Below are 13,811 nucleotides of genomic sequence, written 5' to 3' on the forward strand. Positions count from 1 at the left end.
CGGACATCGTAGAAGACCCGGCTGAGTCACCCGTTCAGCCGATCAGCGGCCGAACAGATCGCCGATGCCGGGGATTCCGAGGTTCCCCAGCTGCTCCCCCCAACCCGAGGCGGTCTCGCCGAGCCCCGAGACGGTGTCTCCGACGGAGCCGACCAGCTCCTCCGCGCCGCCCGTCACGGACTCGACATCGAAACCACCGGCCAACGCATCGACATCCAGGCCGGCAGCGAGTGATTCGAAGTCGACTCCGAAGCCCGCCGCCTGTTCGAGAAGGGGCGCGGCGACGGCGCTGAGCACAGCGCCTCCGGCGACCGCGCCGAGCACGCCGACCGCGGCGCCTCCCGCGAGCACGGCGCCGCCGGTACCTCCCCCACGGACACGCGAGAGGAGGCCACGCATGCGTCCGGGGTTCATGGCCTCCGAACGTCCGGCAGCGCGCGCCAGATCCTCAGAGGACGCGGAGGGCGGACGCTCCTCCGGCGCGAGCTCCTCCCTCATCCTCGCGGCCACATGCTCGCGCTGCTGCGGCGTCAACCGCGAGAAGGCATCGCGATGAATCCGCTCGACCTGCGCGGGGTCAGCCGTGCGGAGAAGGTAGTCGTAGCGGGCGATCGCCGCGCGATCCGTGTCCGACACCGATGCACCCGTGCGCGACCGCCCAGGGTTCATCGGCGAACCGGACGCGGGCGGGGGCGCAGAGGGGTCCGCCGACGTCGGACGCACTTCGTGAGACGTTTCCCGACCGGGAGGCGTCGTGGACGGACCCCGCACGACGTCGACCGCCCGACGTCCCAGGTCGCCCCAATCGGTCGAGCGGGGGGCCGTGCCGTCCTGCGCACTGCGGGTCGAACCGGTGGACTTGTCGAGGGCCTCTGAGGCCAGGCCGAGGAGACGGGAGAGCTTTCCCATGAGTGATCCCTTCGTGAAGCGGACCAGCGGGGAGCCACCACGTCGGGACGACGGCAGGAGGTACCACGGCGGTCCGCCAGGCGGACGCCAAGGTCTCCTCCACCCTCACGGGCCGGCGGGCCGGGACACGATGACATGTCCGTAGTGACGACTGCGCCGCAGACGGGAGTACTCCCCTTGCTCGCCCGACACTATCGGGCCGAGTTATGCATCTCCTCCGAGCACGCGGGGGAAAGCGAAAGGCCCTCCCCGAGCGGGGAGGGCCTTTCGATGCGAGGTGCGGGAGACTACTTCGCGGCAGCCTTCTCCGCGACGGGCTTCTTGGCAGGAGCCTTCTTCGCCGGAGCCTTCTTCGCCGGAGCCTTCTCAGCGACCTCGGCCGTGTCGGCAGCAGCCTTGTCGGCAGCCGAGACCTTGGCGGCCGGCGCCTTCTTCGCGGCGGCCGGAGCCTTCGCGGCAGCAGGTGCCGCGGTCGGAGCAGCGTCAGCGGCCGGACGCGGACGAGCAGCGAACTCCTCGAACACGTAACGCGGGTTCTGCACCGTCTCGAGGTTCACGAGATCGCGGCCGAGCCACAGGTTGTTCCACCAGCCCCAGATCACGCGGAACTTGCGCTCCCATGTCGGCATCGCGAGACCGTGGTAGCCACGGTGCGCGACCCAGGCGACGAAGCCCTTGAGCGCGATCTTGCCGGACTGGAAGACACCGTTGTAGAGGCCGAGACCCGCGACGGCGCCCATGTTCTTGTGGAAGTACTCCTTGGGGTTCTCTCCACGGAGCACGGCGACGAGGTTCTTCGCGAGCAGCTTCGCCTGACGCACGGCGTGCTGGGCGTTCGGCACGCAGAAGCCGCCGACGCCACCACCGGACAGGTCGGGGACGGCCGAGACGTCACCGGCAGCCCAGGCGCCCTCGACGAAAGCCTCGGGCGTGCCGACGCGCAGGTCAGCGCGGGTCTGGATGCGACCACGCTCTTCGACCGGCAGGTCGCCGCCGCGCACGACGGTCGGGTTGGCCATGACGCCCGCGGTCCAGACGATGACGTCGGTCGGGATGACCTCGCCCGTCGAGAGCTCGACGTTGCCGTCGACCGCGCTGGTCAGCTGCGTGTCGAGGTGCACGTTGGCTCCGCGCTTGGCGAGGTCCTTGAGGACCCACTCGCTCGTCTGCAGCGAGACCTCGGGCATGATGCGGCCCATGGCCTCGATCAGGTGGAAGTGCGTGTCCTCGAAGCGCAGCTGCGGGTACTTGCCCACCAGCGAGGAGGCCAGCGAGCGGAGCTCGGCGAACACCTCGATGCCGGCGAATCCGCCACCGACGACGACGACGGTGAGCAGACGGTCGCGCTCCGGACCGGCGGGCAGCGAAGCCGCCTTGTCGAAGTTCGACATCACGCGGTCGCGGATCGCGACGGCCTCTTCGATCGTCTTCAGACCGATCGCGTTGTCGGCGATGCCTGGGATCGGGAACGTACGCGAGACCGCACCGGCGGTGACGACGATCTGGTCGTACGAGAACTCGTAGGGATCCCCCACCGGCGGCGTGATCGTCGCCGTCTTCTCGGCGTGGTTGATGTTCGTCACCTTCGCCGTGAGCACGTTGGTGCGCTTCAGGTGACGACGGTGCGCGACCACGGAGTGGCGGGCCTCGATCGAACCGGCGGCGACCTCGGGCAGGAAGGGCTGGTACGTCATGTACGGCAGCGGGTCGACCATGGTGACCTCGGCCTCACCCTTGCGGAGGTGCTTCTCGAGCTTCCATGCGGTGTAGAAACCGGCGTATCCGCCACCGACAATCAGAATCTTGGGCACAGGGGGACAACTCCTTGGAGTCAGGGTTTTGGCGTGCGAAGAGCGCGCGCCGATCGGATGCGCCGGGCAGCAGCGGTGACGCCAAGCGCTATCAGGATACCAGGGACTGTGAGCGCGACGAGCGGCAGGGTACCGTAGCGCAGTGAATCAGCACTGGGAAGCAGCGGTGAACCCGCTTCGGTCGGCGCATCCGCATCCGGCAGAGGCGGAATCTGCACCGGTGTGATGGCCGGTTCCGGCAGCGGCTCGGCCTCGGCGCGACGGTAGAGCCGGATCCATTCGGCGAGATCGCCCATCGGGTTCTTGTCGACGGCGGGGACGTTCGCGCTGATCGCGGCGGCGGCATCCACCAGGCCGTAGCCGTAGAGCGGATCGCTGGGCTTCTCGGCGCCATCCACGGGGATCGCCGTCTTGATGATGCGGTTGATGACGTCGATCGCCTTGATATCCGGGTGCGCGGAGCGGATGAGCGCTGCGATACCCGCGACGATCGGAGCCGCACCACTGGTGCCGCTCCACGAGGCCAGCTTGCCGTCTGCCGACATCCCCAGCAGTCCTTCGCTGGGCGCGGAGATCCCGATCGTGATGCCCTGGGTCGATGCCTCGATGCTCGCCGTTCCGGTCTGGTCGACGCCGCCCACCGTGAGCACGCCGGGGATCGTGGCGGGTGCTCCGATGATGCTCGTGCCGCTCCCCCGGTTCCCGGCCGCGACGATCACGACGACGTCGTGCTCGAAGGCGTAGAGGAAGGCGTCGTCCCAGCTCTCATCCCAGTCGAGCGTGTTCGTGGTGAAGGACAGGTTGATGACGTCGGCGCCGTTGTCGACCGCCCAGCGCATGCCCTTCGCGACCTGCTCGGTGAACGGCACGGCGGCCGCTGCCCCGAACCCGACCGAGATGGAGAGCAGATTCGCCTCCGGCGCCACCCCGATCATGCCGGTGCCGTCAGGGGCTCCGCGTCCGGCGGCGAGCGAGGCCACCCACGAACCGTGGTTGCCGTCGATCGCTCCGAGAGGGGTGCGGCCGTCCGGGGTACCGGTGCCGGACACATCCGTACCGCCCACGACCGCATCGCCGAAGGTCGCCGGAACGATGCCGATTCCCGTGTCGATCACGGCGATCGTGACGCCCTCACCGCGGGTGGTCTGCCATGCCTCACGGATACGGGCACCGTCGAGCCAGTACTCCGATGCGCGCACGGGGTCGCTCGGGTCATCCGGAACAGGTCCCGGCGTCGCCGTCGCCCCGAGCAGCAGGACGGATGCCGTCACCGCCGCGATGGCGACGACGCTGCGCAGCATCCGCCGCCGGATCATGCGTCCGGCTCGTCGCGCGTGGCGGCACCCGGGTCGTCGCAGCGGCACCGCTCGGGCGACCAGGAGGAACGCGCGAGAGCCTCGTCGCCGATCGGATTCACTCCGGGGCCCGCCGCCAGGGCGTGGCCCGCGAGGGCATGCAGGCACTTCACGCGGGTCGGCATGCCGCCGGCGGAGATTCCGTCGATCTCGGAGACGTCGCCGAACTGCGCACGGTCGGCGAGATAGGCCTGATGGGCCGCGAGGTAGGCGGCCGCGACCGACTCGTCGTCCGCCAGCAGTGCGGCGAGCTCGGGCATGATCTGCGTCGCCTCGAGCGTCGACATCGCCGCTGTCGCCGCCGGATGCGTCAGGTAGTAGAACGTGGGGAACGGCGTGCCGTCCGGCAGGCGCGGAGTGGTCGCGACCACGGTCGGGTTGCCGCACACGCACCGCGCGGCGATGCCGACGACGCCACGCGCCGTACGTCCGAGCTGAGCGGAGACGACGGCGAGCTCGGCGGAGGTCGGGGCGGGGAAAGGCGGCGTGGTCACCCCTCCAGCGTAGGGGAGGCTGCCGAGAGGATGCTCCGAGCGCGCGGTCAGGGCGCGACCGCGGCGGTGTCGCTCAGCCCTGCGGACGTGAGGGTGCGCAGCAACTGGGGCATCCAGTCGGCGGGCTTCTCCTCGAGCGTGTCGCTCACCGGATCCTGCTCGCGCGGGAGGGCCGCGGGGTCGAGGTCGTTGTCGATGAGGAATACGACTTCGCCCGGCTTGACGTAGTACAGCCGCTCACGCGCCTGGGTCGTGATGTACGCCGGGTCCTGCCACCGCTCGCGCTCCTGCTCCAGGGCGGCGATGTGATCCTCGCTCACCTGGACGGATGCTTCCAGTGCGGCGATCTTCTGACGCTGATCGATGAACGTGCCCAGCGTCGGCACGAGCACCCAGGCACCCAGGACGACCAGCGAGAGCATGATCACCGAGAACGCCGACAGGCGGATACCGGACGCCCATTCGCGCACGTCGACACGGGGTGTCTCTGCCTGCGCGGTCCGTGCCCGCGGTTTCCGCGGAGTCGGGGACGCCGCGGGGGTCTTCCCCGAGGTCTTGCCCGGAGACGCCGAAGGAGGAGCCGGTCGTCGTGCCACGGCCCCTCCTTCGTCATGCCGCTGCGCCAGCGGCTTCGTCTTGCCGCTGCGCGGCTACTTCTGTCTCAGCCGCACTCAGGCCTTGGCGCGCGGGAACGCCGAACGACCGGCGAACACGGCAGCATCGCCCAGCTCTTCCTCGATGCGCAGGAGCTGGTTGTACTTCGCGACGCGCTCGCTACGGGCGGGAGCGCCCGCCTTGATCTGACCTGCGTTGGTCGCGACGGCCAGGTCGGCGATCGTGGTGTCCTCGGTCTCACCGGAGCGGTGCGACAGCATGGCCGTGTAGCCGGAGCGCTGCGCCAGGCTGACCGCGTCGAACGTCTCGGTCAGGGTGCCGATCTGGTTGACCTTCACCAGCAGCGAGTTGGCGACGCCGCGCTTGATGCCGTCCGCGAGACGCTGCGGGTTGGTGACGAACAGGTCGTCTCCGACCAGCTGCACCTGGGAGCCCAGGGCGTCGGTGAGCAGCTTCCAGCTGTCCCAGTCGTCCTCGGCCAGCGCGTCCTCGATCGTGACGATCGGGAAGTCGTTGACCAGACCCACGTAGTACTCGGTGAGCGCCGCAGCGTCCCAGTCCTTGTTGTCGAGGCGGTAGACGCCGTCCTTGAAGAACTCCGTCGCGGCGACGTCGAGGCCGAGGGCGATGTCGGTGCCGGGCGTGAAGCCCGCCTTCTCGATCGCCTTGACGAGGAAGTCGAGGCCCTCGCGGTTGCTGGGCAGGTCGGGAGCGAAGCCGCCCTCGTCGCCGAGCCCGGTCGCGTAGCCGGCGGCCTTGAGCTCCGCGCGCAGGACGTGGTAGGTCTCGACGCCCCAGCGCAGGGCCTCGGAGTAGGTCTCCGCACCGATCGGGGCGAGGAAGAACTCCTGCATGTCGATGCCGTTGTCGGCGTGCTCGCCACCGTTGATGACGTTGAACAGCGGAACGGGCAGCACGTGCGCGTTCGGGCCACCGAGGTAGCGGAACAGCGGCAGGTCGGCCGAGTCCGCGGCGGCCTTGGCGACCGCGAGGCTCACACCGAGGATCGCGTTGGCGCCGACGCGCTTCTTGTTCTCGGTGCCGTCGACCTCGTTGAGGATCTCGTCGACGATGCGCTGCTCGCTCGCCTCCACGCCTTCGAGTGCCGGGCCGAGCTCGTCGATGACGGCCTCGACGGCCTTGAGCACGCCCTTGCCGCCGTAACGGCCCTTGTCGCCGTCGCGCAGCTCGTACGCCTCGAACGCGCCCGTGGACGCGCCGGACGGAACGGCCGCCCGCTGGACGATGCCATCGTCGAGGAGCACCTCCACCTCAACGGTCGGGTTACCGCGCGAGTCCAGAATCTCGCGTGCGCCTACAGCCTCGATCAGTGCCACTGATGTGCTCCTTGCTCAGGGAAAACGTTGTGTGGAGCGTCGTCGATCCGCGCCCAGTCTAGCCCGACCCTTCGACAGGCTCAGGGACCCATCGCGGGGAGGCGAGGGTCTCATCCCGGGGAGGTGAGGCGCTCAGAGGACGACGGCGAGCGCGACGCCGTCCCATCCCTTCGCACCGACCGTCTGCAGTGCGGTCGCGTCGAAGCGGGGGTCCTCCCCCAGCATCCGCAGCCCGTCCCTCGTGCCGATCACCTTCGAGTCGTCGGAGTCGTCCCGCACGATCTCGCCTTCCCTGCCGATGTTGTCGAGCACGATCACGGTGCCGGGGTGGCCGAGCTTCGCCGCCCAGTCGAGGTAGATCGTGTTGGACTCCTTGTCGGCGTCGATGAAGACCAGGTCGAAACCACCGACCAGCGTGGGCAGCACGTCGGCACCTCGTCCGATGCGGATGTCGACGCGGTCACCGACGCCGGCCGCATCGATGCTCGCGCGGGCGACAGCGGCGTTGGCGGCCTCGGCCTCGACCGTCACGACCTTCCCCTCCGGACCCACGGCGCGGGCGAGCCAGATCGTGGAGTATCCGCCGAGGGTGCCGATCTCGAGCACGCGGCGTGCCCCGCTGATGCGCGCGAGCAGCTGCAGCAGCTTTCCCGCGACGGGAGCGACCTCGATGGCGGGCATCCCCGCGTTGCGCTGTGCGGCGAGCGCGGCCTCGAGGGCGGGGTCGTGGCCGACCAGGACTTCGGTGAGGTAGGCGTCGGTGAGGGACCAGGCATCAGCGGTGGGTTCCATCTGCCCAGCAAACCGCGCGACGGAAGGGGCGTCAAGGCCCCTCCCGTCGACTCCGTCAGGACCGCGGCGGGGACAGCAGCCGCCCCTGGGTGCCGGCCAGTTCCGGCTGCCGGCGGAACTGACCGGTCAGCACGAGCACCAGCACGACGACGGCCACCACGATCCATCCGGCGACGCCGAGCGGTCCCGCCAGCGCGAGATCGGGCTGCGACGCCGCGAAGATCACGATCAGGCCGCCGGCCGCGTTGAGCGAGCCATGCGCGATCACCGCGGGCCAGACGGATGCCGAACGCAGACGCAGCCAGCCGAGCAGGATGCCCCACGCGACGCATCCGCCGATCATGAACAGCACGCCGGTGATGTCTGTGCGGCCGAAGTTGTACCCGAGGAGGATCACCGGGCTGTGCCAGAAGCCCCAGATCGCTCCACTGATGAGCAGTGTCGGCCAGGTGCCGAGCGGTCGCAGCGCGGGCACGAGCCACCCCCGCCATCCCAGCTCCTCACCGAAGGCGAAGACGCTGTTGATGAGGGCGCCGAGCGGGATCATCGCGAGCTGCGAGATGACGAGCACTTCGACGGGAGGCATCGGCACGCCGGCCGGGAGCATCTTCGCGAACTCGGCCGAGAAGCCTCCGAACGTGGGGTCGAGCGTCACGAATCCGAGCGCGGCGGCCAGGAGGATGCTCACGCCGATCAGCAGTGGCGGCGCGAGCCAGCCGAGCACGATCAGCCAGACCACACGCTTGGCCGGGCGCAGCGGCCAGAGGCCGAGGAACCGCACCCGGCCGCCCCGCGGAGGAACTCGCATCGCGAACGTGACGATGAGCGCGGCGACAGCCGGAGTCCACATCATGACCGGGAGCAGCACGCCGGTGAAGGGTTCTGCCAGACCATCTCCGAGCCAGAGCGGAAGAGCGACGAGCCAGGCGAGCCCGCACGCGAGCAGGACGAACGCGGTCACGGCGAGCCAGGGCACGCGGCGTGTGGTGCTCTCGAGGGAATCGGTCATGAGTCAGCCTTCCTTCCGGGCTGCGGTCGCGAGGACCGCGGCCGCTGTCTCTGCATCGTCGACCGTGACGACGAATCGGCGTCCGTCCGTGCGGGTCACCTCGAGCGCGGGGCCTCCGCGCAGCACGACACCACGACGCCCATCGGCGCTGAGGCGATATCCCCAACCGCCGAACTCGGCGAAGGGGTCGACCTCGATCGCACGGACGCTCGCCATCTCGCCCGCGGGGATCTCTATGTTCGGCCAGCCGACCGCCGAGCGCACCTGGAGCCCGGCGGCGCTCGCCCGCACCCGGAAGCTCAGTGTCGTCACGACGGCGCCCACCAGCAGCAGTGCGACAGCCGCGGTGATCCACCAGGCGGGGATCCCCTGAGCCAACAGCAGCACGGCCATGGCGATGCTGATGAAGACGCCGACGCCCAGCACGATCTGGCCGGAGCGCGCGATCGTCACGGTCTCGATCCACACCGCGCGCTCATTCGCGGCCAATGGCAACGGTGCCGCAGGGGTACCTGAAGCACCGGCGCCGAGGGGCGTCGGCGGCTGGAGGAACCACCCCGCGACGCCCAGGACGATCATGACGGCGAAGCCGAGGAAGACCGAAGGCGTGATGTCGGCGGCATCGGCGGCATCCGTCAGACCCCGCTGCACGCCGACCGAGACCAGTGCGATGAGCGACATCAAGCCCGCGGTGGCGAGGTTCGCTGCGCCGAGGAACCGCGCCGTCGCCGACCACTGCGGGCCGTCCGGCGCCGGTGCTCCGCCACCCTGCGGCATCTTGTGCGCGAGCAGTGCGATGAGTGCGAACAGCGCGACCATGCCACCCCCGATCCCGATGAGGATGATCAGGTGGATCCAGCGCGGCCCGTACCCGTTGACACCGTCGGTCCCCCAGTGGATGGCAGACGGATCCGGGATCTCAGGCAGCCAGGCCAGGACGACCACGGCCGAGAGGGCGATCATGGCGAGAGGAACGATCACCCCCACCCACCAGAATGCGCGTCGGGCACGGCGGATGTCGGCGTTCATACTGCGGTCTCCTTGATGAGGGCGGCGAGGGTGGCGGGGGAAAGTCCGAGTGCGGCGGCGCGCGCGACAAGCGCGGAGATGTCCTGAGACAACTCCGCGAGAGGGGCTGCGGATGCCGAGATCACGGCTCCACGGCCGCGGCGCAGGTCGATGAGGCTCTCATCGCGAAGCTGCTGGTAAGCGCGGAGCACCGTGTGCAGGTTGATCTCCAGCGCCTCGGCGAGCTCGCGCGCAGACGGGAGACGATCCCCGGGAGCCACGCGGCCGGCGACGATGTCAGCCCGCACGGATGCCGCGACCTGCTCATAGAGCGGCGCCCCACTGCTCATGTCGACCTTGATCAGCATCCGTCCTCCACTAGTTGGCTTAATTCTAGTGAAACTAGAACAATTGTCGCAACCCTCCACCCGACTACTCCGCAGCGATCGGTTGGGCCACACTGGCGCCATGCGCATCACTCCTCGCCGCCTCGTCGTGGGCATGAGCCTGTGGATCCCGAATCTGTTCAGCGGGATCCGCATCCGCCGTTTCAGCGAGGACTGGACGCATGCGACCGTCGAACTGCACGTGAACGTGTTCACCCGGAACTACGTCAAGACCGCTTTCGGCGGGTCGATGTCGGCCATGACCGATCCGTACTTCTTCATGCTGGTGATGCACCAGCTCGGACGCGACTACGTGGTGTGGGACACCCGCGGAGAGATCGAGTTCCTCAAGCCGGGGCGCGGAGTGCTCACGGCAGAGTTCGAGGTCTCCACGCAGCGGGCGGAGGAGATCCGCGAGCGGGCACACGGCGGGGCCAAAGTGCTCGAGTGGTTCGAGACCGTGATCACCGACCGCGACGGCGACATCGTCGCGAAGGTGCGACGCGAGGTGTACATCCGCGAGAAGAAGCGCGTCACCGCAGCACGCGATTGAGCACCTCCTGTTCACCGCGGCATGCCACGATGACGGGATGCCCCTCGCACGACGACTGAAGACCGGCGACGCCGTCGCGATCGGTCTCGGTTCGATGATCGGCGCCGGGGTCTTCTCCGTCTGGGGACCGGCGATCGGCGTCGCGGGCAGCGGGGTGCTGATCGCCCTGGCCATCGCCGCGGTCGTCGCCTACTGCAACGCCACCGCATCGGCCCAGCTCGCCGCGGCACACCCGGTCGCGGGCGGCACCTACGCATACGCCAGAGCGGAGATCGGACCCTGGTGGGGATTCATCGCGGGCTGGAGCTTCGTGGTCGGCAAGATCGCCAGCTGCGCCGCGATGGCCATGACGTTCGCCGCCTACGCCGCGCCCGCGGGCTGGCAGCCCGCGGTCGCTGTGGGAGCCGTGGCTGCTCTGGCCGCCGTGAACTGCTTCGGGGTTACCCGCACGGCCCTCCTCACCCGCATCCTCGTGGCGTGCTCGCTGCTCGGGCTCGCGGTCGTCGTCGCCTTCGGCCTCGCGGGAGCGCCGGTCGCCGCACCCAGCACCCTGCCGGCTGCCACGGCCTACGGCGTGCTGCAGGGCGCGGGACTGCTGTTCTTCGCCTTCGCCGGCTATGCCCGGATCGCCACGATGGGTGAAGAGGTGGTCGATCCCGCGAGGACCATCCCCCGGGCGATCACGCTCGCGCTCGCGGGCGCCGTGGTCGTCTACGCGCTGGTCGGGATCACCGTGCTGGCAGTGCTCGGCGAGAGCGCCACCACGAGCACGGCCCCGCTCGCCGACGTCGTCTCGGCCGTGGGATGGGCGCCACTCGAGCCATTGGTGCGGGTGTCCGCCGCGTCAGCCTCGCTCGGGGCGCTGCTCGCCCTGCTCACGGGCATCGGCCGGACGACGCTCGCCATGGCGCGCGAGAGAGACGTGCCGGCGTTCTTCTCGAAGATCGACGAACGCTGGCACGTGCCACGTCGGGCGGAGATCGCGATCGCGCTGCTCGTGATCTCGATCGTGCTGGTCGCGGATCTGCGCGGGGCGATCGGATTCTCCTCGTTCGGGGTGCTCACCTACTACCTGATCGCGAACGCCGCGGCGTTCCGACAGGAGGGCGGCACCCGTCGGTACCCCCGGGCGCTGCAGGTGATCGGCGCACTCGGGTGCCTGCTGCTGGTGAACACGCTCCCCGTCGTCGCGTCCCTGGTGGGCACCATCGTCATCGTGATCGGTGTGATGTATCGCCTGGTGCGGATCCGCGTGCAACGCCTGCGACTCTGACCTCAGTCGCCCAGTTCGGCACGGTAGACGCGCGGCGCGATCCCCAGCACCGCCTGGAAGTCTCGGGTGAGGTGCGCGTGATCGGCGTATCCGAGCTCGGCGGCGATCGCCGCCAGGTCGGCCCGTGGATCCTCGCGCACGATCTGGGCGGCATCCTGGAGCCGACGTCGGCGGATCATCGCGGCCGGAGAGACGCCGACATACCGATGCGCCATACGCTGCAGCGTCCGTACGGACACGGCCAGCCGTGTCGCCGCTTCGACGGGTGTGAGCGCGGCATCCGCTCCCCCGAGAACCTCGACGAGCGCGTTCGCCTGGTGCGCCGACTCGTCGAGAGGACCCACGCGGTCCACGAGCCATCGGGCGAACGCCTCGACGGCGCGCTCTCGATGCCCCGCGCCCGATGACATCGCGGCGGTCACCCGGGCGTGCAGCGACGGCTCGCCCAGGACGCGCACCGTGTCGACCAGCGCGGAGGGGTCGTCGATCAATGCCGCCACCGCCGCCGGGCGCAGGAGCGCTCCGACCGCCCAGCCGCGCCCGCGGAGATCCCGGTGCGATGCGCGTGTCGTCGGCCCCGACAGCATCACACCGCTGTTCTCGACCACCAGGTTGAGGGCCGGATAGCCGACGATGTCCTGCCGCGAGGTGCCGCCCGGCTCGATGTCCCACTCGGGAATCCAGAACCAGGCAACGAGATCCGCCGCCGCACCGGTCGCGGGAAGGCGGTGGAACTCGGGTAGACGTGCCGGATACAGCACACCGCCGGACGAGTTCACCATGCGCTCAGCGTAGGGTCCCTCGGCGACATCGCACCCGCCCCGCGGCGAGCGCGAAGGTTGTCGCGGATCTTCAAGCCCCGGGCCTGCGCCCCGACCTACCGTGGGCTCATGAGCAACGAGATCCCCACCACCGGAGTCACCGGCACCCACACGACGGCCGGACGTCCGCACAGCGCCACGTCGCTGACCCCCTTCCTCGCGATCCCCGATGCGGCGCGTGCGATCGAGTTCTACCGCGATGTGTTCGGCGCCCGCGTCGTGGACGTGACCGAGTTCGGCGGCGTCGTCGCCCATGCCGATCTCGACTTCGGCACCGGCATGCTGCAGCTCGGCGACCCGAACCCGCAGTATCACCTGGTGCCCGCCCCCGCCGGCGACGATGACTGCTACTCGATGGGGCTGTACGTCTCCGACGTCGACGGCGTCGTGGAGCGGGCGGTCGAGGCCGGTGCGACGGTTCGCGAAGCACCATCGCACTTCGTGTCGGGCGATCGTTACGCGAGCATCCGCGACCCGTTCGGGGTGCGCTGGTCGATCATGACCCGGGTCGAGGACCTGTCCGACGAGGAGAGCGCCCGGCGCGTCGCCGAGTGGGCGGCCTCGTTCAGCTCTGCCCCGTCTGACGCTGCCCTGTCTGACGCTGCTCCGGCTGACGCGGCTCCTGCTGACGCGGCGAGCTGAGGGCCGTCTGGGCCGCACGGCACACCGCCGGGAGCAGGGCCTCGGCGGTGCGCCGGTAGCCCAGCGGACTGGGGTGGAACCGGTCCATGCTGAACATGGCCTCCGGCTCGTCGAAGAAGAGCGGTCCGACGGCCCGGCGGAGGTCCACGGGTTCGGCTCCGGCCTGCTGGGCCGTCTCGGACTGGAACGCGGCGAGGCGTCGCGACATGCTCGATGCGAGCCTCCGCAGCGGTTGCGGCACCGCCCGCAGCGCCCCGAGATCGGGGCAGGTGCCCACCACGACCTCCGCTCCCCGCTCACGGAGACGCCCGATCGCCGCGTGCAGATGGCTCGCCGATGCCGACACGGGCAACCGGTGCGTCACGTCGTTGCCACCGACGACGATCACCGCGACGTGGACCCGTGCCTCCGCGGGGAGCGCATCGATCTGACGGTCGAGGTCGGGCGACTCCGAGCCCACGATCGCCACCGTGCGCAGCCGCACGGCGCGGTGCATCCGCTGGCCGAGTCCCCTCGCGAGACGGCCGCCGAGCGTCTGCTTGCGCTTCGCGGCGCCGAGCCCTGCGGCCAGGGAATCGCCGAGCAGCACGAGCTCGATCGGCTCCCCCTCGAACGAGCGGCGCCACACCCTGTCGGCATCGAGGGAGTCCTCACCGAGCGGCTTGCCGATCCTGCGACGCGCGATCGCGGCCTGGCGGGTGAGCAGCATCCGCCCGCCGACCAGGGTTCCGGAGATCGCGACCACCACTCCGGCGACGACGAGGCGCGTTCGACCCATGCCCCGATTCGACCGCGTCCGTGTGAAC

The 13,811-nt window shown here is 69.8% G+C and carries 15 protein-coding genes; 3 read left to right on the forward strand and 12 right to left on the reverse strand.

Features of this window, described 5'->3' with window-relative positions:
- Positions 1–42 precede the first annotated feature (42 nt).
- From FB560_RS12295 to FB560_RS12340, 10 genes are all read right to left on the reverse strand, one after another.
- Positions 43–909, reverse strand: a complete 867-nt coding sequence (locus FB560_RS12295) for a cation-transporting ATPase (protein ID WP_141872630.1) — start codon at positions 907–909, stop codon at positions 43–45.
- A gap of 287 nt (positions 910–1,196) precedes the next feature.
- Complete coding sequence (locus FB560_RS12300; RefSeq protein ID WP_141872631.1) at positions 1,197–2,720, reverse strand: NAD(P)/FAD-dependent oxidoreductase; 1,524 nt, start codon at positions 2,718–2,720, stop codon at positions 1,197–1,199.
- Between the two features lie 20 nt (positions 2,721–2,740).
- Positions 2,741–4,036, reverse strand: a complete 1,296-nt coding sequence (locus tag FB560_RS12305) for a S8 family peptidase (protein WP_229673093.1) — start codon at positions 4,034–4,036, stop codon at positions 2,741–2,743.
- The gene (locus FB560_RS12310) at positions 4,033–4,569 is read right to left on the reverse strand and encodes a DUF501 domain-containing protein (RefSeq protein WP_141872632.1); all 537 of its coding nucleotides are present in this window, start codon (positions 4,567–4,569) and stop codon (positions 4,033–4,035) included. Before FB560_RS12310 ends, FB560_RS12305 begins: the two co-directional genes overlap by 4 nt.
- Before the next feature lie 47 nt (positions 4,570–4,616).
- Entirely contained in the window at positions 4,617–5,165 is a 549-nt protein-coding gene (locus FB560_RS12315; RefSeq protein WP_141872633.1) for an FtsB family cell division protein, read from the reverse strand.
- A gap of 75 nt (positions 5,166–5,240) precedes the next feature.
- Positions 5,241–6,521 (reverse strand): phosphopyruvate hydratase, encoded by a 1,281-nt coding sequence (gene eno / locus FB560_RS12320; protein WP_141872634.1) that lies wholly within the window; start codon positions 6,519–6,521, stop codon positions 5,241–5,243.
- A gap of 132 nt (positions 6,522–6,653) precedes the next feature.
- On the reverse strand, positions 6,654–7,313 hold the full coding sequence (locus FB560_RS12325) for an O-methyltransferase (RefSeq protein ID WP_141872635.1): 660 nt from the start codon (positions 7,311–7,313) through the stop codon (positions 6,654–6,656).
- A 55-nt stretch (positions 7,314–7,368) separates the two neighbouring features.
- Positions 7,369–8,322 carry a CPBP family intramembrane glutamic endopeptidase gene (locus FB560_RS12330; protein WP_141872636.1) on the reverse strand — a complete coding sequence of 318 codons (954 nt, stop codon included), beginning with the start codon at positions 8,320–8,322 and terminating at the stop codon, positions 7,369–7,371.
- A 3-nt stretch (positions 8,323–8,325) separates the two neighbouring features.
- A complete protein-coding gene (locus FB560_RS12335) occupies positions 8,326–9,351 on the reverse strand; it encodes a DUF1648 domain-containing protein (protein ID WP_141872637.1) in 1,026 nt (341 codons plus the stop codon).
- The gene (locus tag FB560_RS12340; RefSeq protein WP_141872638.1) at positions 9,348–9,698 is read right to left on the reverse strand and encodes a GntR family transcriptional regulator; all 351 of its coding nucleotides are present in this window, start codon (positions 9,696–9,698) and stop codon (positions 9,348–9,350) included. Before FB560_RS12340 ends, FB560_RS12335 begins: the two co-directional genes overlap by 4 nt.
- Before the next feature lie 100 nt (positions 9,699–9,798).
- On the opposite strand from FB560_RS12340, the gene FB560_RS12345 reads away from it, so the two are divergent.
- Together FB560_RS12345 and FB560_RS12350 are read left to right on the forward strand one after the other, a co-directional pair.
- Positions 9,799–10,269, forward strand: coding sequence for a PaaI family thioesterase (locus tag FB560_RS12345; protein WP_141872639.1), 471 nt, complete (start codon positions 9,799–9,801; stop codon positions 10,267–10,269).
- A 37-nt stretch (positions 10,270–10,306) separates the two neighbouring features.
- Positions 10,307–11,542, forward strand: a complete 1,236-nt coding sequence (locus tag FB560_RS12350; protein ID WP_141872640.1) for an APC family permease — start codon at positions 10,307–10,309, stop codon at positions 11,540–11,542.
- Positions 11,543–11,544: 2 nt separating this feature from the next.
- Here the strand turns inward: FB560_RS12350 and FB560_RS12355 are convergent, their stop codons facing one another.
- On the reverse strand, positions 11,545–12,324 hold the full coding sequence (locus tag FB560_RS12355; RefSeq protein ID WP_141872641.1) for a helix-turn-helix domain-containing protein: 780 nt from the start codon (positions 12,322–12,324) through the stop codon (positions 11,545–11,547).
- Between the two features lie 108 nt (positions 12,325–12,432).
- Here FB560_RS12355 and FB560_RS12360 point away from each other — a divergent pair, with 108 nt between their 5' ends.
- On the forward strand, positions 12,433–13,005 hold the full coding sequence (locus FB560_RS12360; RefSeq protein WP_141872642.1) for a VOC family protein: 573 nt from the start codon (positions 12,433–12,435) through the stop codon (positions 13,003–13,005).
- Here the strand turns inward: FB560_RS12360 and FB560_RS12365 are convergent.
- The gene (locus FB560_RS12365) at positions 12,929–13,783 is read right to left on the reverse strand and encodes an SGNH/GDSL hydrolase family protein (protein WP_141872643.1); all 855 of its coding nucleotides are present in this window, start codon (positions 13,781–13,783) and stop codon (positions 12,929–12,931) included. The two genes, FB560_RS12360 and FB560_RS12365, sit on opposite strands and share 77 nt — an antisense overlap.
- Positions 13,784–13,811: the final 28 nt, after the last annotated feature.

The organism is Microbacterium saperdae (assembly GCF_006716345.1).
Taxonomy (GTDB): Bacteria; Actinomycetota; Actinomycetes; order Actinomycetales; family Microbacteriaceae; genus Microbacterium; species Microbacterium saperdae.